This is a genomic window from Pseudomonas sp. LFS074 (genome assembly GCF_047978165.1).
In the GTDB taxonomy this organism is placed as follows: Bacteria; Pseudomonadota; Gammaproteobacteria; order Pseudomonadales; family Pseudomonadaceae; genus Aquipseudomonas; species Aquipseudomonas putida_P.
Genome location: NZ_JBFPFV010000001.1, coordinates 1,887,655 through 1,907,485, shown reverse-complemented (window position 1 = coordinate 1,907,485; position 19,831 = coordinate 1,887,655). Strand labels below are relative to the sequence as shown.

Genomic DNA, 19,831 nt, shown 5'->3' with positions numbered 1-19,831 from the left:
CATTTGGCGAATGGCTGTTAACGATGAAGGGTGAAACATGGCTAATTCAATACTGCATTCAACCTTGCCTAGATGTTTCGATTCAAAATATCTGCAATCAGAAGGCAAACATTGGGGTCGAGAGCAATACTTGCGACGCCGTTCTGTGAGTGCACAGTGGCGGGCTGTTTGATATTCTCGCTTTGCGATACGCCCTTTGCAATACTTTTTCCATTCACGCTCACGATGAGCCGAACATTCCTGACGACAAGCGGAATTGCAAATTGTTCATCCAGAAACTGAGCACCCGCCACTCCAGATATACGGGGATCGACCAGAGTATCGACTGAGTCATATAGATTCACGAAGCGTTCAATCAACAGCCCGTCCGCTCTTCCGAACAGAAGCTTAAGATCCAGATTCATGAGCGCCTGAAAGTCAACTTCCACCCGGCAACAGCAAAACGTCAAAACACTCAATAATACCTGTGAACTTTTAAATCTACTGCTTTTCTCGCCATTTGAACTGTAGGATTCTGACAAATGCAAGCGGGTCAAATAGAGCGTATCGTTTTCCCAAAGCAAGTTTATATCTAGCCGCGAAGGCATTGGTTTTACGCCAGCATGTTTAAACCCGTACCACTCGTAGAAACCGCCAAATCGCTCATGCATTGGCGTGTCCGGCCTGCGACCATTGTTGATGTCCGATTCATGGTAGAGCATGCTTGAGCAGAGCGACTCTGACAGCTCCTCCGTTGGGGAAATTTTGCCCCACGTCCATTCGCCCATTTGTGTGAAGCGCTGATCTTGCTGCAAGATCTCCTTCTGCAGCAGTTTGCTTCCACTTCCGGCGAGGTAGCACGTGCCAAAATTTTCTGTTTCGACAGACAGTTCTGATCGATGGGTGAATGCATGCTTCCGATTGTTTCTGTCGATCAGAACACCTAAAACATGGAAGCGCCTTGCCTGCTCTCCCATGCTGATCAATATACGCTGCAGCATGTCATGATCGACCAAGGCGCCCGGGTCGTAAGAGATCCTGGTATTGATTGCGTCAGACAGCGCAACCCAAAACTCGAAGGCCGGTCGGCAGTCACCTGCAAAGGCAAGCATCCCACCACCATTGGGGAGGACGATCGTCTTGCGAGCCATACGTACCAGATGGAAAGGCCCATCAAGGTCTTGCCAATCTGTTTGAACGATGCCTAACGAAGGGACCCAAATCGACTTCGCTGTGCGGCCATCCTGCCCATCAGAAGTAATCAGGCAGTCAGCAATTAGGTGCGGATCATTGTCTGGGTTGATCAGGGCAATTACAGTCATTTGTTAAACACACTCTGGCCGGCGAGACGGGGCTTAGGATACCGTATTCACCCAACCAGGGTATCAATCGAGTGTTCTACTGATACCTTGAACATTCGCATAGGATCAACTGCACTTTTTCGCCAACGACAACTATAGGTTGAAAGTGATCAGTCGACTGATCAAGCCTGTGCGTTTACCCTGGCGTTTTCATCCTGCACGGAAGCACCAATGACAGAGGTATACCAAGGAAGCTGCCTATGCACAGCGGTCAGTTACCTGCTACTCACCCCACCCAAGGCAGTGAGCCATTGCCATTGCAGCCAATGCCGTAAAGGTCATGGCGCCGCATTCGCTTCGTACGGCAGCGTGCCGCGCAGTATGCTGCGCATACTACGCGGTGCTACCTACATCAAGACGTTCGCCTCTTCACCGACGGTAGTGCGCGAGTTTTGCGTCGCGTGCGGCTCAAGCTTGTTCTGGTCACGGTCCCAAGGTGATTTTGCCGACTGGGTTTCGATAGCCCTGGGCACACTTGATACTCCGTTCCTGCCCAAGAAGCAGAAACACGTTCACATCGATTCCGCGGCCCCCTGGTACTCACCCTGCAGCCTTGCCTGAAAAACACGGCTGCTCTACCCCACCAGCCCAGACAACTTCGTCAAGGTTTCAAGCACCCGGGTGCATGCAACTTTGCTGATCAGGCCCGGTCTGTATAATCCCGCGGCGTAGCGCCCATGCGGATGTCCATGGACCTGCTACAGGCACTCCGCTTTCATGATGCCTCTCACCATCAAAACCAACCGATAAGGAAATCACATGCGTACATTCAAACTGGTACTCGCAGCGCTGCCATTCTTTGTACTGGCCGGCTGCGGCAACGACGCCCTGGAAGGGACTTACGAAGCCACCACCACGGTGATGGGTTTCAAAAGCCCCAAGCAAAAGTGGGAGTTCTCCAAGGACTACATCATCGCCAATGGCAGCAAGGTCAAGGTCGAAGAGTGGGAGCGCAAGGATGATGTGGTCACGGCGCGCAACAAGGACGGGCTTGCACTGATCAATGTGCGCGTACTGGAGGGCGGCAAGCGCCTGGAAGCCGTCGGCGGCAGTGAAATGGCCAAGAACGAGTTCGTGCGGGTGGATTGACCCACCTGTCAGCTAGCGTTACAGGGGCCGCTTTTGCGGCCCAACTTGCTTAACTGGCCGGTAGCGCGGTACACCCGGCCACACTGGCGTCATCCACGGCATGGTCAAGACAATCCCCGATTGAGCAATCACGGCTAGGCACCTCGATGCCTGAACAACGGATGCTAGCGCTCACCGCACCTTCCGGAGATTCCGTTCGTTGACTGACTCACAGCACAACCCTACCTACGCAAAGCGGTTCGAAGCCGTGCTTGCCTACATCGACAGCCACCTTGAAGGCGACCTGTCGGTGAATGCCCTGAGCCGCATCGCCAACTTCTCGGCGTTTCACTTCCATCGGCAGTTCACGGCATACATGGGCATTCCGGTTTCGCGGTATGTGCAACTGATGAGGCTTCGACGCGCGGCGCACCAGCTGGTCGCCTCACCCGCAATGCCCGTCCTGGAAGCCGCATTCGGCGCCGGTTTCGAAAGCCCCGAAGCCTTTTCCAGAGCGTTCAAGCGTGCCTTTGGCATGGCGCCCAGCGTCTTCGCCAAGGCGCCGAACTGGCAGGCCTGGAGTGCGGTATTCGTTGTTCCACACCTTTCCAGGAGTATCACCATGCAGATCCGTATCGTGGATTTCGCCGAAACCCGCGTAGCCGCGCTCGAACACCGAGGGCCACCCGGCCTGGTCGGCGAAAGCGTCGCGCGTTTTCGCCAATGGCGCATGCACAGCGGCCAGTCGCCGGTGGCCAGCAGCCGCACGTTCGGCATTCCCTACGACAACCCCGACACCACCCCGCCCGACGCTTTTCGCTTTGCCGTTTGCGGTGAGATTGATGAGGCTGTGCAGCCCAACGATTTCGCCGTACATGAGCGGGTCATCCCGGCCGGGCGTTGCGCCGTGATCCGGCATATCGGCTCGCCTGACTACATCGGCGAAACCATCTACCCGCTTTATCGTGACTGGCTGCCATCGAGCAATGAAGAATTGCGCGACCATCCGTTGTTCTTCCAGTACCTGAGCGTGTACCCGGAAACGCCGCTGGAGCAGTGGCAAACGGATATCTACGTGCCGCTGAAGTAAGTGGGGCCTTGGGCAGCGATCAACACCGATCATCACCGGCCCGGACGTATGTTTGGGCCAAGTTGGTGGGCTATGCCCGTTCCCCAAATCCACCCGGCGCCGGGCAACCGAGCCGGGTATCAGATACGTGCCCCAGAAGCCTCGATTTAGCTCGACTGACTTCCTCTGGGCGTTGAGGTGGCCGTTTGCCGAGCTTGGCTAACGACCAAAATCAGTCGCTTAAAAGTGTCCAGGAAAGCCAGGGCGACGCACGTCTAGTTACAACTTTGCCAGCAGCTGCTGGAGCTTCCTCATAGCGTCTCGGCCTGAATATGCTCGGCTCAACAAGTCGGTAGACATGGCTTTGTACATGTCCACCGCCTGGGCCGATGACGTCACGCTAGCAATGCCTACATGCAGATTGGGCAATTCGCCCAGTCGGTAGGGGCTGACTGCTACGTAGCTTGTGTTTTTCTGTTCGAAGATCTGGAAGGTGGCGCTTGGGAGCGCTTCGTCGATCAGATAGATGTTCGGATGATCGCTGTTCGATTCCACGATGCTGATCAGGTTTTCGATCTCTCGGCGGGCGAGCAAAGCCCGCTCCATACGAACACTGGGCGGTAAGTCCAAACGACCTACCAGGCCAATGTGCAAATAGCGCTCAATCTGGCGCAGACCGACGATGGACTTGACCTCGAATTTTTGGCGGAAGAAGGTGGATTTCCGCTCGTCCAGGATACTCAGTATCTGGTCTTCCATCGCTTCTTGAGCACCGCTGAAAACCCGAGGCCTGGCCTCGTAGAGCATCGTTTTGAACAGCTCAGAGTACTCAGGCGTTGTCAGGAGATAAGAGAACGGATCGAAGTAGGAGATGATGCTGCTGGACCTCGCTTCCAGCTGCCTCATGCGCTCGAAGTAACCCAGCGCATTGTCGAAGTACTCCGTGTCTGAACCCAGCAGGCTGGTCAGCGAGACCTTCAACAGCTCCGCCAACCGCTCCAGCGTTTCGAGCTTTACGATTTTGCCGAGTTCGAGGCGATAAACCGCAGCACGCGAGATGCCGAGCTTTTCTGCAACCTGATCGGCATTCAGCTGACGGCCAATTCGAAAAGCCCTGAGACGTTCGCCGATTGCTTGGTAATCAATCTGGTTCAATGAGAATCCTTATCATTATTGGATGAGTGCGCGTGTCCGACCAGATCGGCTTGACGAAGTCATGCTGCAAGTGTATCAATATTTAGACAGGTGAAGTTGTTCGTCTAAAAAATACAAAAAAAGGCCGGCTCATGTCTACTCAACTCCCCTCGCGCCGACCCGCGGCTAGGTATCTCAGCACACACTCCGCACCGTTTTGTAGCACTTCCTTGCCTGCTTGCTTGGCTTTGGTCCTAGGACCTGACAGCTAGGCAGTTTTTTCCTGCCCAACGCGTAATAACAACACTCTGATTGGAGCTTCGGTAATGAAGACCAGAATCGGCGCGCCCGTACTCGCCCTTTTTTTGACCCCAGCTGTCATGGCAGCTCAACCCCCAGCGTTCAGCGATACCTTCATTGGATATCGCTACAGCAGTCATTTCTCGGACCCAGGCAAAAAGAAAGACGTGGCTAAGCACATCGTCCAGCTCACCCATGTCAGCACCTACGCGCTGGGCCAGCAATTTGCGAACCTTGATGTGTTCAAGTCAGATCACAATGACCCCAAAAAGGAGAGCGACAGTGGCGCCACCGAAATCTACCTGACTTATCGCAATCAACTGCAGTACGGCCGGATTTTCGATAAGCCCCTGGCCTTCGGCCCGGTCAAGGATGTCGCGCTGACCCTGGGTTTTGACTGGAATACAAAGAACAACGCATTCCAGTCACGCAAGCGAATGGTGGTGATCGGTCCAACCCTCAAATTTGCGCTGCCGGCGGGTTTTCTCGACCTGAGCCTGTATTACGCACGGGAATGGAACCACTGCGGCCTAGACAGCTGTGACCTACCCGGGAACCACTCATCGATGCTGTTCGACCCCTTCTACCAACTGAACCTGACATGGGGTGTCCCGTTCACGGTTGGCAGTGTGCCGATGAAATTCCAGGGCTTCTACAGCTACAACACTGAAAAGGGTGATGACTACCGCAACAACCCCACCGCAGATGAGCAACTGATGCGTACCTCCTTGATGGTCGACGCAGGTCAGCTCGTCGGGGCCAAGAAGAACGTGTTCTGGGTTGGGCCCGGATACGAGTATTGGCGGAACAAATTCGGCAACCGCACGGGCGATGGGATTGATGTCGACGCACTTTCCATCAACCTCGAATGGCACCTTTAGTGCATTCGCTGTTTCGGGCTTTTCGTGAAATCTAAATATTTAGACAAAAGCCGGCGCTAGCAGTAACCTGTGGTCAGCCCTTGAGGTGCCAGCAGGTGGCGGGTCTGGCGAGTCCCTCTGTCAGGTCGTCTAAAAAACTATACAAAAACAAGAGGTAAAGCATGATGGCTTCGTCCGACATGGTTCAAAAAAAGGATGCGTCACCGCGCAAGGCTTTGATAGCCAGTGTGACGGGTTATGCAATGGACGGCTTCGACTTACTGATTCTCGGGTTTATGCTGCCTGCGATTACGATCGGCCTTGCGCTGACATCATCGGAGGCCGGCTCGCTGGTGACTTGGACGTTATTGGGAGCTGTGGCAGGCGGGCTGATATTTGGCCAATTGAGCGATCGCTATGGCCGGGTTCGAATGCTGACCCTGTGCATCCTGACCTTCTCCATCTTCACTGGTCTCTGCGCAATCGCTCAGGGCTATTGGGATCTGTTGATCTACAGGACCCTCGCCGGTTTCGGTTTGGGTGGTGAGTTCGGTATCGGCATGGCGCTGATCGCCGAGACCTGGCCGGCACACCGGCGCAACCGAGCCTCCTCTTATGTGGGCATGGGATGGCAAGCCGGTGTTCTTGCGGCGGCTCTTCTCACACCATTGCTTCTGCCTTACATCGGCTGGCGTGGCATGTTCCTGGTCGGCTTGCTGCCTGCTTTCGTTTCTTTGATTGTCCGTCACACGATGAGTGAGCCGGCTGAGTTCGTGAAGGCTGCAGCTGATCCTGTTCCGTTTGCTCGGCGATTCACTGACCTTTTCAAAGACCGGCAGACCACCAAGGCCAGTGTTGGGGTGATGGTCCTGACTTCTGTGCAGAACTTTGGGTACTACGGCCTGATGATCTGGATGCCCAGCTACTTGTCCAAGAAATTCGGCTTTTCGCTCATGGCATCTGGTACTTGGACTGCAGTCACTGTGCTGGGCATGGCATTCGGGATTTGGCTGTTCGGCCAACTGGCGGATCGCTTTGGCCGCAAGAAGATGTTCCTGCTCTACCAAGCAGGCGCAGCGATCATGGTCATTGCTTATGCCAACCTTGATAACCCGACCGTCATGCTGTTCGCCGGCGCGATCATGGGGATTTTTGTGAACGGTATGATCGGCGGTTATGGGGCGTTGATCTCTGATCTCTATCCGGCGCAGATACGCGCCACGGCCCAGAACGTGCTGTTCAACATTGGCCGTGCTGCGGGCGGGTTCGGTCCATTAGTTGTGGGGGCGGTAGCACTTCATTACTCCTTCACTGCCGCGATCATGTTGCTCTCGTCGCTTTACGTCGTGGCGATGGCCGCTACGGTCTTTCTGCTTCCTGCCTGTCAGAGTGAACAGCTGAAAAAGGCTCAGCCGGCTTAATCATCGAAGCCGGCTATCAGCCTGCCTCGCCTGATTCGTATCAAAAATTAGACAGAATAAATCGACTGCGGTAGATTCAACTCACGCAATCCCTGAAACACCGAGTTACCCGCCGCCTCAACACTGAGGCGGCAATTTCTATTGACCATGCTGTATAAAAAATTAGACAAATGCGAGGCCACCCACAATGAACGTGATTTCCGGTTGCTGCCAGGCCACTGCCATCACCCCCCCTAACGACACGTTGGCGGTCGTCATCTCCAACGAATGGGTCAACGATGAGTACAAGCGCCTAGTGCTTCAAGCCGACGGTGCTGCATGCCAGTCGCTGCCGGGGCAGTTCTTCAACCTGCTGTGCCCAAACGAAGGCGACAACAAACCGTACTTCCGCCGGCCAATGAGCACCTACAAGGCAGACCCCAGCAAGGGTCAGGTCGAATTCTTGTACAAGGTGACCGGCAAAGGCACCTACGGCCTGGAAACACTCCGCGAAGCGCAAACGTTGGAGATTCTGGGCCCACTGGGTAAGGGATTTGACCTGGACTCTTCCTGGGATCACATGATCATCGTGGCTCGCGGTGTCGGCTTGGCAACGCTCGCACCACTGGCGGAAGCTGCGCATCAGCTGGGTATCCGACTGACCGCCGTGCTGAGTGCCCGCAGCGAAAAAAGCCTGCTTTCGCGTGAGCGATTCGCCTCGCTCGGCGCCGACGTACAGGTAGTCCTGGACGAAGACGGCAGCAGTGCACCAGACCAACTGGAGCACCTGCTCAGACAAATCATCGCTCGTGAAAAGACCAGCGCGCTCTTTACCTGCGGCTCGAAGCGGCTGACCCGTCTGCTGAAAAAGCTCAGCGCAGAGCTTGGCCTGGTAGGCCAAGTGGCACTTGAGCAGCAAATGGTGTGTGGCCTAGGGATGTGCCAGTGCTGCGTCGAAGTATTCGAAGTCGACGGGCTCAGGGTGGGTAAGCGGGTATGCCTTGAAGGCCCTGTATTTGACCTGGCGGAGGTGGTGTGATGATCGATCTCAGCGTACAAGTGGGCGGACTGCGCCTGAAAAACCCGGTAATGCCAGCCTCGGGTACCTTCGCAGAGGAGCTGATCCACCTGCTGGATTTCAACCAGCTTGGCGCCTTGGTCACCAAGACCATCACTTCGGATAAGCGAACCGGAAACCCGATGCCACGCGTTTGTGAGCTGGCGGACGGGATGATGAACGCGATCGGTATCCCAAGTAAGGGTGCAGATCTGTTCATCGACAAGGTCGTTCCCTTCTACCGGAATTTCGATTCACCGCTGATCGTGAGCATCTCGGCGCCAACGGCTCAAGGCTTCGCCGAGCTGGCTGCCCGGCTGAGTGACGTGCCGGGTGTGGCGGGTATCGAAGCCAACATTTCCTGCCCCAACCTGGAAGCCCACGGCCAGTCGTTTGGCATGCAGGCCGAAAGTACACGTAATGTTGTCGCACTGATGCGGCAGGCCACCTCCCTCCCCCTGTGGGTCAAACTGACCCCTAATGCTGGTGAAGTCGTACCGGTTGCCCTGGCTGCGCAAGACTCCGGTGCTGATGCCGTAGTGGTCGGTAACACGCTGCTCGGGCTCTCCATCGACATCGAGCGTGGTCGTGCAAGGCTCGGGAATTTCATGGGTGGTATCTCAGGTGCCGCTATTCGACCGCTGATGGTGCGTCTGACCTATCAGTGCGCCCAGGCTCTGGAAATCCCAATCATTGGTTGCGGTGGTATTTCCACGGCCGATGATGCCCTGGAGTTCATCTATGCCGGTGCATCGGCTGTTCAGGTGGGTACGGCCACCTTCCTTCACCCCAAGACCATGAACACGATGGTGGGTGAGTTGGCGGCCTTCTGTGAGCGTAAAGGTGTTTCTTCTATTAGTTCGCTGATCGGGGCTCTGGATGACTCGCCTGCAGAACCCTTCGGAGCCCTGCCATGACTGCCCAATGGCGTGAGCAGGCCGAAAAGCTGTTCAACGATGTCGCATCACTGTCTCGTGATCCCCACGAAGGCATCACTCGTGAAAGCTACGGCCCGGGCGAAAACGACACCATCGCTTACCTGAGCGATTTTGCTTTGACGCATGGTCTTGATGTGGTGCCTGACCGCGCTGGCAACGTGATCTTCAAACGCAAGAGCGACAATGGTGAGCCTGCTTTGTGGTATGGCTCGCACCTTGATTCCGTCCCGCAAGGTGGTAATTACGATGGGCTGGCCGGCGTTGTGGCGGGTCTGCTTTGCCTGTGCCGAATGGACCAGGAAAAAGTAGAGACGGCGCGACCCATTCGTGTAATCGGCTTGCGAGGCGAGGAAAGCGCCTGGTACGGCAAGTCGTACATCGGATCACGAGCGCTGTTTGGTGGGCTGACTGATCAGGACCTTTGCCTTACCAACCGCTTTAGCAAGCGCACGCTTGCTGAAGCCATGGAGGCGGTGGGCGCAGACCTTGAGGCAATTCGTCGCCAAGAGTGGCTTATCGATCGCTCGCAATTTGCCGGCTACCTTGAAATCCACATTGAGCAAGCCGAGTCGTTGGAACGTATGGGGCAAGCTCTGGGCATCGTTCCCGGCATTCGCGGAAATTTCCGTCATAACCAAGTCCGTTGCCTAGGTGAAGACGGCCACTCGGGGGCCGTCGCGCGCGAAGACCGCCACGACGCCGTATTTGCCGTGAGTGAGCTCGTTGCTCGAATTGACGAGCTGTGGAGTGAATACGTCGCGGCGGAGCGCGACCTGGTGGTTACCGTTGGTACCTTGGGTACAAATGCTGCCCACCACGCTGTCTCGCGTATCCCAGGCGAAGTCAGCTTCAGCCTCGAAATGCGCAGCCTGCATCATGACACGCTCAAGGCGTTTTACTCGGCTGCGCTGGCCGAGGCCAAATCAATCGAGACGTCTCGCCAGGTTCGATTCGAGTTCGACAAGCGGATCGATACCGCCCCCGCCGCCATGCATGGTCCCTGGACGGACGTTTTCGTTCGACAAGCCCGTGATAAGGGTTGGAAAGGCGTTCTCACGCCTAGTGGTGCTGGCCACGACGCAGCGGTTTTCGCAAACGTCGGCATCCCTAGCGCAATGATCTTCATCCGAAACCAGCATGGGTCCCACAACCCTCACGAGGCGATGGGGTTGGACGACTTCCTGGCAGCGACAGAGGTGCTGTATCACTCAACATTGGAGCTGAAACCATGACCGTTCGAGATAACGCTTGGCTGATCCGTAATGCAACCCTGGTCAATGAAGGACTTCGTTGGGTCGGTGATCTTCGAGTGCGAAATGGTCGCATCGATACTATCGGCGAAGCCCTAGAACAGCTGCCCGGAGAGGAACTGATCGACGCTACTGGGCTGTGGTTGTTACCGGGAATGATTGATGATCAAGTGCACTTCCGGGAGCCTGGCTTGACCCACAAGGCTAACATCGCCAGTGAGTCTCGCGCCTGTGCAGCGGGTGGTATCACCAGCTTCATGGAAATGCCGAACACCAAGCCAGCCGCGCTGGATCGTGCAACCTTGGAAGCGAAGTACGATATTGCGGCTGGCTCGAGTGTTGTCAACTACGCCTTCTACATGGGGGCAAGCAACGACAACCTGGACGCAATTCGTGACATCGACCCGGCCAGCACACCCGGCCTGAAGGTATTCATGGGCGCCTCGACCGGTAACATGCTGGTCGACAACCCAGACGTGTTGAACGAGATCTTCCGTGTGTCCCCGGTGCCGATCATCACGCACTGTGAAGATACCCCGATGATCAACGCGGAACTGGAAAAAGCCAAAGCACGCTTCGGCGACGACATTCCAGCCCGAGAGCACCCGCTGATTCGTTCACGCGAGGCATGCATCAAATCTACTCGGCTGGCCATTGAGTTGGCGCGCAAGCACGGTACTCGGCTCCACGTGCTGCACATCTCCACCGCAGAAGAGCTTGAGCTGTTTGAACCAGGGCCAATCGCAAGCAAGCGCATTACCGCTGAGACCTGTGTGCATTTCCTGCACTTCACCGAGCACGACTATGACCGTCTCGGTTTCTTGATCAAGTGCAACCCGGCCATCAAGACTGCCCGTGACCGGGATGCCATCGTGAGGGCGCTAGCTGAAGGCCGCCTCGACGTATTGGCGACTGACCACGCGCCGCACCTGCTTGAAGAGAAGCAAGGCAACTACAGCCAAGCGCCATCAGGTATTCCGCTTGTCCAATATGCACTCCAAACCGCCCTGGAGCGTGTGTTCCAAGGAGAGCTGACGCTCGAAAGACTGGTTGAAGTCGTGAGCCATGCGCCGGCTGAACTGTTCCGCGTAAGCAACCGCGGCTACCTCCGTGAAGGCTACGCCGCTGACCTGGTTCTTGTTGATCCTCATCGTCCGCACGACGTGACCAACGATGAGGTGCTTTCCAAGTGCGGCTGGACGCCTTTCGATGACACCGCATTTTCGTCGAGCATCGTCGCCACCTTTGTAAATGGCGAGCGTGTGTGGGACGGGACAGCGGTAGACAGTTCGGTACGTGGCCAGCGGCTTTCGTTCACTCCCCGCGCTGACCGTGCTTAGTGCAGATATGAGGTTTAGACAAGCATGAACTTTTCAGAAATGGTGCAACGATTCGCCGTCGCTCTTCCAGGGACCGATTCGTTCAAGCACGCCAATACTCATTGCGAAGCCATCATCCAAAATGAGCCATTCCAATCCTGTGCAGCGTTCTTGATTGCCGGTTTCTGCCGCACATACGTGCTCATCTATGAAGACCAAGCGCTAGAGGCTGACTTCGCCAGACGAAACCACCGCCAGCTGCTGGAGTATATGAACCAGCTGGACACGGCCTTGGTCACCCAAGACCACAGCGTTGTTCACCAAGCGTTGATCGACGTAGTTGAACACTACGCGAAAAGCGACCGAATCTTCTAAGCACCTCGTTTGCCGCGTGAGGGTGACACGGGTGCCACGCACACCTGTAGCGTCCTTGCGCGGCAACTCCTGATAAAAATAAAACAAGTCTGCGCAGCCGAATGCTCGGGGCCAGACCCTTTTAGGATGCTGCAATGAGTCTCAAAAACGACGCGCTCGAATACCACGCCCAGCCACGACCAGGAAAACTCAGCGTAGAGCTTTCGAAGCCTACCGCCACCGCCCGGGACCTATCTTTGGCCTACAGCCCAGGTGTTGCAGAGCCCGTACGTGAAATTGCTCGTGATGCTGAATTGGCCTACAGGTACACCGGCAAGGGCAATCTGGTCGCGGTGATTTCCGATGGCACCGCCATCCTCGGTCTGGGTGACCTCGGCCCACTGGCTTCCAAGCCGGTCATGGAAGGCAAGGGTGTTCTGTTCAAGCGTTTCGCCGGTATCGATGTGTTCGACATCGAGGTCGAGTCGGAAAGCCCGCAAGCGTTCATCGACACCGTTCGCCGCATTTCGATCACCTTCGGTGGCATCAACCTTGAAGACATCAAGGCCCCTGAGTGCTTCGAAATCGAGCGCACCTTGATCGAGCAGTGCGACATCCCGGTGTTCCACGATGACCAGCACGGTACCGCCATCGTTACCGCCGCCGGCATGATCAACGCCCTGGAAATCGCCGGCAAGAAGCTGGAGGACGCCAAGATCGTCTGCCTGGGGGCTGGCGCTGCAGCCATCTCTTGCATGAAGCTGCTGGTGAGCATGGGTGCCAAGGTCGAGAACATCTACATGATCGACCGCAGCGGCGTGATCCACGCTGGCCGTGATGACCTGAACCAGTACAAGGCGCAGTTCGCCCACGCTACCGACAAGCGCACCCTGGCTGACGCCCTTGACGGTGCCGACGTGTTCGTAGGCCTGTCCGGCCCGAACCTGCTGAGCCCGGAAGGCCTGAAGTCGATGGCGGCCAACCCGATCGTGTTCGCCTGCTCGAACCCGGACCCGGAAATCTCGCCAGAGCTGGCGCACGCCACTCGCAGCGACGTGATCATGGCTACCGGTCGTTCCGACTACCCGAACCAGGTCAACAACGTACTGGGCTTCCCGTTCATCTTCCGTGGTGCCCTGGACGTTCGCGCCAAGCGCATCAACGAAGAAATGAAGATCGCCGCTGCTATCGCCCTGAAAGACCTGGCCAAGCTGCCAGTGCCTAAGGAAGTGTGCGAAGCCTACGGTGTCGAAGGCCTGGAGTTCGGTCGTGAGTACATCATTCCGAAGCCGCTGGACGCTCGTCTGATCAGCGCCGTATCCGATGCGGTGGCACGTGCTGCGATCGAGTCGGGTGTCGCAACGCTCCCGTACCCAACGCACTATCCGCTCTCGTCTGTCTCTGAGGTGTTCGGCGGCAATTAAGCCCCGCCATTCGAGTTGATCCAATAAAAGCGCCTGCGCTATCGCAGACGCTTTATGCCATGCAGACGGATAAGTGCTTAACAGCGTGTATGAGGTCGACAGTTAACATAAGCGTTGACGCGTGTGTGGCATCGCGTGTCCAACCTCGGAGCTACCGCGCCCTCTTCATCCGCTGCTCAATCAGGGCTTACTACCTGAAGGCATAGAATGACCGCTTCACGCCCTGAGGAGGTCAGTCACCCTAAATCGAGGGTTTTGAGAAGCGTCTGCCGCTTCGCTCGGGCCTGCGCAGCGTGTTTACAGGCGAACGTCTGGGACTCTTGGTAAACTAGGACATCCTTTTTCTTGAGGCGGAGCTGGACGGTATAGCTGACCGTTCCATCGGCCTTTTCCCTTGCTCTGATCGTTGCCATGGTTTTCGGTGGTACAAGCGTGGCTAGCGGTGGTACGCCGTACCACTGCCACACCAAAAACGCCTCAAAAACCCGAAAAATGGCACAAGTATGCGTAGACCAGAATGGCCCTAGAATTAGCTTCAAACCAACAAACCACGCGCCCTGAGCCGTCACGCCGCTTCAGCGTTGCACCCATGATGGACTGGACAGACCGCCATTGCCGGTTCTTCCTGCGCCTGCTCTCCAAGCAAACCCTGCTCTACACCGAAATGGTCACCACCGGCGCCCTGTTGCACAACGATGCCCAGCGCTTCCTGCGTCACGATGCCTCCGAGCACCCGCTGGCCCTGCAACTGGGCGGCAGTGTGCCGGCCGACCTGGCCGCTTGCGCGCGTCTGGCCGAAGACGCTGGCTACGACGAGGTCAACCTGAACGTCGGCTGCCCGAGCGACCGGGTGCAGAACAACATGATCGGCGCCTGCCTGATGGCTCACCCGGCGTTGGTGGCCGACTGCGTGAAAGCCATGCGTGATGCGGTGTCGACCCCGGTGACGGTGAAGCACCGCATTGGCATCAATGGCCGCGACAGCTACGCCGAGCTGTGCGATTTCGTCGGCCAGGTGCGCGAGGCCGGCTGCCGGAGCTTCACCGTGCATGCGCGTATCGCGATTCTGGAGGGGCTGTCGCCGAAGGAAAACCGCGAAATTCCACCCCTGCGCTATGACGTGGCCGCGCAGTTGAAGGCGGACTTCCCGGACCTGGAGATCGTGCTCAACGGCGGGATCAAGACCCTGGACGAATGCCAGAAGCACCTTGAAACCTTCGATGGTGTAATGCTAGGGCGTGAGGCGTATCACAACCCTTATCTGCTGGCCGAAGTGGACCAGCAGCTGTTTGCCAGCGATGCGCCGGTGGTCAGCCGTAGCGAGGCGTTGGCGCAGTTGCGGCCTTATATCGTGGCGCACATGGAAAGCGGTGGCGCGATGCACCACGTTACCCGGCATATTCTGGGGCTGGCCCAAGGGTTCAAAGGCGCGCGGCGTTTCCGCCAACTGCTGTCGGCGGACATCCACAAGGCGGCAGAGCCGCTGGCGGTGTTTGATCAGGCGGTGGAGTTGTTGCAGGGGCGGTGACCCCAAGGGCGAGGGAACCTCAGGCTTGCTTGCGACTCGAAACTTCACCCTTCGTACAGCCCTTCGCGGGCAAGCCCGCTCCCGCGGCTGGCCCGCAGGGCTCCGAGGCCCTTGAGCGGCTGTCGGGGCTCGGGTAATGTCGAGTAAATGCACAGGACAGAGCACGCACATGACCTCCAAGCTGGAACAACTCAAGCAGTTCACCACCGTGGTCGCCGACACCGGGGACCTGGACGCCATCACCCGCCTGAAGCCGGTCGATGCCACCACCAACCCGTCCTTGCTGCTAAAGGCCGCTGCCATCCCAGGCTACGCCGACCTGCTCAAGCAAGTGAAGGCCGACGCCAAGGGTGATGTCGACCTGGCCTGCGACAAGTTTGCCGTGGCCGTGGGCTCGGGCATTCTCAAGGTCATCCCAGGGCGTATCTCCACCGAGGTTGATGCACGCCTGTCGTTCGATGAGCCGGCCCTGCTGAACAAGGCTCGCCAGTTGATCGCCCTTTACGAGGCGGCCGGTGTGCCAAAAGACCGAGTGCTGATCAAGCTGGCCTCCACCTGGGAAGGCATTCGCGCCGCCGAGAAGCTGGAGAAGGAAGGCATCCAGACCAACCTCACCCTGCTGTTCTCCTTCGCCCAGGCCCAGGCCTGCGCCGATGCCGGCGTGTTTCTGATTTCGCCGTTCGTGGGCCGTATCTACGACTGGTACAAAAAAAGCACTGGCAAGGACTACGTCGGCGCCGAGGACCCGGGCGTGCAGTCGGTCACGCGTATCTACAACTACTACAAGGCCAATGGCTACAACACCGTGGTCATGGGCGCCAGCTTCCGCAATATCGGCCAGATCGAGCAACTGGCCGGCTGTGACCGCCTGACCATCAGCCCGGAACTGCTGCAACAGCTTAGCGATGACCAGGGCGAACTGCCGCAGGTGCTGAAGCCAGGCAATGCCGGTGAAGCCAAGCAGCCGTTGAACGAAAGCCAGTTCCGCTGGGCAATGAATGAAGATGCCATGGGCACCGAGAAGCTGGCCGAGGGTATTCGCCAGTTTGCGCGGGACCAGGAGAAGCTGGAGAAGTTGATGGCTGAAAAGGCCTGATACAGTTCTGGTTTGCCCGACGGGCGGGAAGTGTTCAGCATTTTCCGCCCGTTTTGTTTTGCCTGGCCTTAGTTGTGTATAGCCACCCGAGCTGTCGATGACCTCCTCTACCTCCTTGCCCCTCGTACTCGCCGGCCCGGTACTGCGCCGCCTGGAACCGCAGCGCCTGGCCATTTGGCTGGTCGCTACCCAACCGCTGCAACCCGAATTCATCTGCCCGACCAGCGAAGCTCAGGTCGATTGCCAAGTGGTCGTGGCCGGCCAGCATGCATTCATTCATCTGCTGGACATCCACTTCGCCCGCCCCTTGCCCTGCAACCAACTGCTGGACTACGACCTGATCATCAACGGCCAGGGCATCGCAGGCTGGGCACCGCACCTGCTCTACCCCGGCACCCAGCGCCCAAACCTGGTACTGCGCGAGCGCCTCGACCACTTGCTGCACGGTTCCTGCCGCAAGCCGCATCACCCCGCGGCCGACGGCCTGCTTTGCGCCGACCGCCTGCTACAGGGCTGCGCAAGGCCCGAAGACCGCCCCGCCGTGCTGCTGATGAGCGGCGACCAGGTGTATGCCGACGATGTCGCCGGCCCCATGCTGCGCGCCATCCATAGCCTGATCACGCGCCTAGGCCTGTTCGAAGAGCAGCTGGAGGGCGCAGTGGTGGCCGACAGCCAGGCGCTTTACCAGCACCCGGCCAGCTACTACCACCGCGCCGACCTGCTACCGGCGCAAGCACTGAACGACACCCTGCGCGAACGCTTTTTTGGCGGCAAGCGCAAGCCGATCTTCTCGTCCAGCAACGCCGACAACCATCTGGTGACCTTCGCCGAAGTCATGGCCATGTACCTGCTGGTATGGTCGCCAGTACCCTGGCAGCTGGTGAACATGGGCATGCCCAGCGGGCTCAGCGACGAGCATCAAGCCCGTTACCAACAGGAGCTGCCGCTGGTCCAGGGATTTGCCGACAACCTCGGCCAGGTGGCGCGGGTGATGGCCCACCTGCCCTGCCTGATGATCTTTGACGACCATGACATCACCGACGACTGGAACCTCTCGGCGCAATGGGAAGAAACCGCCTACGGCCACCCGTTCTCGCGAAGAATCATCGGCAATGCCCTGCTCGGCTACCTGCTCTGCCAGGCCTGGGGTAACAACCCGGACGGGTGCAACCCACTGATCGAGCAATGCCAGGCATTGACCCGCCAGAACCAGGATGAGCTGATCGGCGAGCTGCTGCGCTTTCAGGGCTGGCAGTACAGCCTGCCCACAGAGCCACCACTGCTGGTACTGGACACCCGCACCCGTCGCTGGCGTAGCGAGAGCAACCTGGCAAAGCCATCCGGCCTGCTCGATTGGGAGGCGCTGAGCGAACTGCAGCAAGCGCTGCTTGACCACCCGTCAGCAATCATCGTGTCGCCTGCGCCAATTTTCGGTGTAAAGCTGATAGAAACGGTGCAGAAGGTGTTCAGCTGGCTGGGGTACCCGCTGCTGGTGGATGCCGAGAACTGGATGGCCCACCGCGGTGCGGCGCAGGTCATCCTGAACATCTTCCGCCACTCGCGCACACCGGGGCACTACGTGGTGCTGTCTGGAGATGTGCATTACTCGTTCGTCTATGAAGTACTGATCCGCCATCGCCAGCGCAGCCCGCATTTGTGGCAGGTGACCAGCAGCGGGATCAAGAACGAGTTCCCCCGGCGCTTGCTGGACGTGCTCGATCGGCTCAACCGCTGGCTGTATGCGCCACGCTCGCCGCTCAACTGGTTTACCAAGCGTCGCGAGATGGAAGTGGTGCCGCGTACGCCCAGCCACAGCAAGGCTGGGGAGCGGTTATGGAACGGCGCAGGGTTGGGGCAAGTGTTCTTCGATGAACAGGGGCGGCCTGCGCGGGTGTTTCAGCTGGATGCAGGCGGGGGTAAGGCGACCGAGTTTGTCGGCCGAGAGTAGTCCAGAGAAGGCCCTAAAGCCTGTACCGGCCCTTTTGTGCGTATACCCGCTAAAGGGCTAGGACAGGCTACAGATCAGCTGCGCTCCAGCGCATTGACCAGGTCATGGAAGGCTTCACGGTTGGAGTCGTTCAGGCCCATGAGAATCTTGTGCGCCTCCAGCACCTTGGAACGCACCACATCTTCGTTCTGGTCCTGCGACGGCAGGTCAGTCAGGCATTCGGGGCACGGTATCGGTCGATCGACGATGTTGAACACCTGATCGAAGCCCATTGACTGCAGCAGCCGGGAAATGTCCGGGTTGGTGGTGACCACGGTCGGCAGCAGGCCCACTTTTTGCCGCGACAGAATCGACAGCTTGGCCAGCAGGCCCAGGGTGGTGCTGTCGATACTTTCGGTTTCGGTCAGGTCGATGACAATCGCCGAGAAGTTCAGCGCGGTGAAAATCTTCTCGATCGTCGCATCCAGCGCCGAACACAGGGTCAGGCGCACTTCACCGACGAATTTCAGTACGAAGGTACCGCTCTGCTCGGCGAACTGGATTCTACCGGTACTCATTGAAGGTTCCTGCTCAACACCAATAGGGCGATATCATCCGGCATCTCCCCAAGCGTAGCCAATCCAAATCGTTGACGCAGCCCATCCAGGCTGCCACCTGCTGCCTTGACGATTTCCGGCAAGGCGGCTTCTTTATCTTTGAGCGTATCACCCGGCAAAAGGTCCAGAATGCCATCGGACATCAGGCTGAGGCTGAACTGCGGGGGCAGCTCCACGACCAAGTCCTGGTAGGTGGCCTCATCGAACAGCCCCACCGGCAGGCCACGGCCTTCCAGGTAGCGAGTGTGCTCGGGGGTATGCAGCACGGGCAGCGGCAAGTGGCCGCCGACGGCGTAGGTCAACAGACCAGACTCTTCGTCGATCACCCCACCGACCATGGTTACGTGCTTGCCCAGCTTGCTATTGATCAGGCCGCGGTTGATGTGACTGAGCACTTCCGACGGCTTGAACTCGCGCATCTTGCTGCGCCTGAGCTCGAACATGAGCCGCGTGGTCATGAATTTCAAAAGCACCGTGACAAAGGCCGACGACGCGCCATGCCCGGAAACATCGGCGAGGTAGAAGGCGATGCGCCGCTCGTCCACGCGGAAGTAGTCGACAAAATCACCCGACAGGTACAGCGACGGAATGATTTGGTGCTCGAACGCAAATTCACCGGCCACCCAAGGGCTTTCCGGCAACATGTTCATCTGCACCTGGCGACCGGCGGTCTGGTCTTCCTGCAGCAGGTGCAGGCTAGCCTCCAGTTCACGGTTGGCCGCTTCGAGCTTGTCGCGGTAGCGCTGGTTTTCCAGCACCAGGCGCGAGCGGTCGAGGGCACGGCGCACCGAATGTTCGAGCACGGCCAGGTCTTCCAGCGGCTTGATCAGGTAGTCGGCGGCGCCCAGGCGCAACGCTTCCACCGCATCGCTCATGACGCCGGCACCGGACACCACGATCACCGGCAACTGCGGCGCCCGCTCGCTGACCTGGCGGATCAGCTCGAGACCGCCCATCTGCGGCATGCGCAGATCGCAGATCACGAGGTCGGGCTGGTGTTCTTCGAAGACCTGAAGCCCCTGCTGGCCATTGCCGGCCTGGAGGACGCTGAAGCCACTGTCTTCAAGGTAGGCGGCGAGGCTCGCACGGACCACGTCGTCGTCATCGATGATCAGCAGCGTTGCACTGGTTTTCTGCATGTGGGCGAACG

Annotated in this window: 18 protein-coding genes and 1 pseudogene; 14 read left to right on the top strand and 5 right to left on the bottom strand. The window is 58.0% G+C overall.

Features of this window, described 5'->3' with window-relative positions:
• Positions 1-68: 68 nt before the first annotated feature.
• A complete protein-coding gene (locus ACNQP3_RS08770; RefSeq protein ID WP_264316939.1) occupies positions 69-1,301 on the bottom strand; it encodes a hypothetical protein in 1,233 nt (410 codons plus the stop codon).
• Between the two features lie 210 nt (positions 1,302-1,511).
• On the opposite strand from ACNQP3_RS08770, the gene ACNQP3_RS08765 reads away from it, so the two are divergent.
• From ACNQP3_RS08765 to ACNQP3_RS08755, 3 genes are all read left to right on the top strand, one after another.
• Positions 1,512-1,901, top strand: a complete 390-nt coding sequence (locus tag ACNQP3_RS08765) for a GFA family protein (RefSeq protein WP_264316938.1) — start codon at positions 1,512-1,514, stop codon at positions 1,899-1,901.
• Positions 1,902-2,099: 198 nt separating this feature from the next.
• Positions 2,100-2,429 (top strand): hypothetical protein, encoded by a 330-nt coding sequence (locus ACNQP3_RS08760; RefSeq protein ID WP_012271437.1) that lies wholly within the window; start codon positions 2,100-2,102, stop codon positions 2,427-2,429.
• Positions 2,430-2,628: 199 nt separating this feature from the next.
• Positions 2,629-3,498, top strand: a complete 870-nt coding sequence (locus tag ACNQP3_RS08755) for an AraC family transcriptional regulator (RefSeq protein ID WP_012271436.1) — start codon at positions 2,629-2,631, stop codon at positions 3,496-3,498.
• Positions 3,499-3,756: 258 nt separating this feature from the next.
• Here ACNQP3_RS08755 and ACNQP3_RS08750 read toward each other — a convergent pair whose 3' ends face one another.
• On the bottom strand, positions 3,757-4,632 hold the full coding sequence (locus ACNQP3_RS08750; protein WP_012271435.1) for a helix-turn-helix domain-containing protein: 876 nt from the start codon (positions 4,630-4,632) through the stop codon (positions 3,757-3,759).
• A gap of 305 nt (positions 4,633-4,937) precedes the next feature.
• Here ACNQP3_RS08750 and ACNQP3_RS08745 point away from each other — a divergent pair, with 305 nt between their 5' ends.
• The 8 genes from ACNQP3_RS08745 to ACNQP3_RS08710 all read left to right on the top strand — a co-directional run bounded on the left by ACNQP3_RS08745 (position 4,938) and on the right by ACNQP3_RS08710 (position 13,513).
• A complete protein-coding gene (locus ACNQP3_RS08745) occupies positions 4,938-5,792 on the top strand; it encodes a hypothetical protein (RefSeq protein WP_012271434.1) in 855 nt (284 codons plus the stop codon).
• A 161-nt stretch (positions 5,793-5,953) separates the two neighbouring features.
• Positions 5,954-7,192, top strand: coding sequence for an MFS transporter (locus ACNQP3_RS08740; protein ID WP_012271433.1), 1,239 nt, complete (start codon positions 5,954-5,956; stop codon positions 7,190-7,192).
• A 187-nt stretch (positions 7,193-7,379) separates the two neighbouring features.
• A complete protein-coding gene (locus ACNQP3_RS08735; RefSeq protein ID WP_012271432.1) occupies positions 7,380-8,210 on the top strand; it encodes a dihydroorotate dehydrogenase electron transfer subunit in 831 nt (276 codons plus the stop codon).
• Positions 8,210-9,145: a dihydroorotate dehydrogenase gene (locus tag ACNQP3_RS08730; protein WP_012271431.1), complete on the top strand. Its 936-nt coding sequence runs from the start codon at positions 8,210-8,212 to the stop codon at positions 9,143-9,145. The genes ACNQP3_RS08735 and ACNQP3_RS08730 overlap by 1 nt, the downstream gene beginning before the upstream one ends.
• Entirely contained in the window at positions 9,142-10,398 is a 1,257-nt protein-coding gene (locus ACNQP3_RS08725; protein ID WP_012271430.1) for a Zn-dependent hydrolase, read from the top strand. The genes ACNQP3_RS08730 and ACNQP3_RS08725 overlap by 4 nt, the downstream gene beginning before the upstream one ends.
• Positions 10,395-11,756 carry a dihydroorotase gene (locus tag ACNQP3_RS08720; protein ID WP_264316937.1) on the top strand — a complete coding sequence of 454 codons (1,362 nt, stop codon included), beginning with the start codon at positions 10,395-10,397 and terminating at the stop codon, positions 11,754-11,756. Before ACNQP3_RS08725 ends, ACNQP3_RS08720 begins: the two co-directional genes overlap by 4 nt.
• A 24-nt stretch (positions 11,757-11,780) precedes the next feature.
• Complete coding sequence (locus ACNQP3_RS08715) at positions 11,781-12,110, top strand: hypothetical protein (protein ID WP_264316936.1); 330 nt, start codon at positions 11,781-11,783, stop codon at positions 12,108-12,110.
• A gap of 134 nt (positions 12,111-12,244) precedes the next feature.
• A complete protein-coding gene (locus ACNQP3_RS08710; RefSeq protein ID WP_264316935.1) occupies positions 12,245-13,513 on the top strand; it encodes a malic enzyme-like NAD(P)-binding protein in 1,269 nt (422 codons plus the stop codon).
• Positions 13,514-13,779: 266 nt separating this feature from the next.
• On the opposite strand, the pseudogene ACNQP3_RS08705 reads toward ACNQP3_RS08710, so the two are convergent.
• Positions 13,780-13,926: pseudogene (locus tag ACNQP3_RS08705) on the bottom strand (site-specific integrase); the annotation flags it as partial.
• 104 nt (positions 13,927-14,030) lie between these two features.
• On the opposite strand from ACNQP3_RS08705, the gene dusA reads away from it, so the two are divergent.
• The 3 genes from dusA (at position 14,031) to ACNQP3_RS08690 (ending at position 18,085) form a co-directional block, all read left to right on the top strand.
• Positions 14,031-15,041 (top strand): tRNA dihydrouridine(20/20a) synthase DusA, encoded by a 1,011-nt coding sequence (dusA, locus tag ACNQP3_RS08700; RefSeq protein WP_060515331.1) that lies wholly within the window; start codon positions 14,031-14,033, stop codon positions 15,039-15,041.
• A 169-nt stretch (positions 15,042-15,210) separates the two neighbouring features.
• Positions 15,211-16,137, top strand: coding sequence for a transaldolase (tal, locus tag ACNQP3_RS08695; protein WP_012271373.1), 927 nt, complete (start codon positions 15,211-15,213; stop codon positions 16,135-16,137).
• Positions 16,138-16,234: 97 nt separating this feature from the next.
• Positions 16,235-18,085: an alkaline phosphatase D family protein gene (locus ACNQP3_RS08690; protein WP_060493943.1), complete on the top strand. Its 1,851-nt coding sequence runs from the start codon at positions 16,235-16,237 to the stop codon at positions 18,083-18,085.
• A 74-nt stretch (positions 18,086-18,159) separates the two neighbouring features.
• Here the strand turns inward: ACNQP3_RS08690 and rssC are convergent, their stop codons facing one another.
• The gene (gene rssC / locus ACNQP3_RS08685; protein WP_009686305.1) at positions 18,160-18,642 is read right to left on the bottom strand and encodes an anti-sigma factor antagonist RssC; all 483 of its coding nucleotides are present in this window, start codon (positions 18,640-18,642) and stop codon (positions 18,160-18,162) included.
• Positions 18,639-19,820 carry a two-component system response regulator RssB gene (gene rssB / locus ACNQP3_RS08680; protein ID WP_012271371.1) on the bottom strand — a complete coding sequence of 394 codons (1,182 nt, stop codon included), beginning with the start codon at positions 19,818-19,820 and terminating at the stop codon, positions 18,639-18,641. The genes rssC and rssB overlap by 4 nt, the downstream gene beginning before the upstream one ends.
• Positions 19,821-19,831 lie beyond the last annotated feature (11 nt).

Excerpts from the sequence above, each read along its gene's own strand:
- ACNQP3_RS08730 (WP_012271431.1), top strand. The coding sequence starts at position 8,210 with ATGATCGATCTCAGCGTACAAGTGGGCGGACTGCGCCTGAAAAACCCG.
- ACNQP3_RS08725 (WP_012271430.1), top strand. The coding sequence starts at position 9,142 with ATGACTGCCCAATGGCGTGAGCAGGCCGAAAAGCTGTTCAACGATGTC.
- ACNQP3_RS08760 (WP_012271437.1), top strand. The coding sequence starts at position 2,100 with ATGCGTACATTCAAACTGGTACTCGCAGCGCTGCCATTCTTTGTACTG.
- rssB (WP_012271371.1), bottom strand. The coding sequence starts at position 19,820 with ATGCAGAAAACCAGTGCAACGCTGCTGATCATCGATGACGACGACGTG.
- ACNQP3_RS08740 (WP_012271433.1), top strand. The coding sequence starts at position 5,954 with ATGATGGCTTCGTCCGACATGGTTCAAAAAAAGGATGCGTCACCGCGC.
- ACNQP3_RS08690 (WP_060493943.1), top strand. The coding sequence starts at position 16,235 with ATGACCTCCTCTACCTCCTTGCCCCTCGTACTCGCCGGCCCGGTACTG.
- ACNQP3_RS08735 (WP_012271432.1), top strand. The coding sequence starts at position 7,380 with ATGAACGTGATTTCCGGTTGCTGCCAGGCCACTGCCATCACCCCCCCT.
- ACNQP3_RS08770 (WP_264316939.1), bottom strand. The coding sequence starts at position 1,301 with ATGACTGTAATTGCCCTGATCAACCCAGACAATGATCCGCACCTAATT.
- dusA (WP_060515331.1), top strand. The coding sequence starts at position 14,031 with ATGGCCCTAGAATTAGCTTCAAACCAACAAACCACGCGCCCTGAGCCG.
- ACNQP3_RS08715 (WP_264316936.1), top strand. The coding sequence starts at position 11,781 with ATGAACTTTTCAGAAATGGTGCAACGATTCGCCGTCGCTCTTCCAGGG.
- ACNQP3_RS08720 (WP_264316937.1), top strand. The coding sequence starts at position 10,395 with ATGACCGTTCGAGATAACGCTTGGCTGATCCGTAATGCAACCCTGGTC.
- ACNQP3_RS08745 (WP_012271434.1), top strand. The coding sequence starts at position 4,938 with ATGAAGACCAGAATCGGCGCGCCCGTACTCGCCCTTTTTTTGACCCCA.
- ACNQP3_RS08765 (WP_264316938.1), top strand. The coding sequence starts at position 1,512 with ATGACAGAGGTATACCAAGGAAGCTGCCTATGCACAGCGGTCAGTTAC.
- rssC (WP_009686305.1), bottom strand. The coding sequence starts at position 18,642 with ATGAGTACCGGTAGAATCCAGTTCGCCGAGCAGAGCGGTACCTTCGTA.
- ACNQP3_RS08710 (WP_264316935.1), top strand. The coding sequence starts at position 12,245 with ATGAGTCTCAAAAACGACGCGCTCGAATACCACGCCCAGCCACGACCA.
- tal (WP_012271373.1), top strand. The coding sequence starts at position 15,211 with ATGACCTCCAAGCTGGAACAACTCAAGCAGTTCACCACCGTGGTCGCC.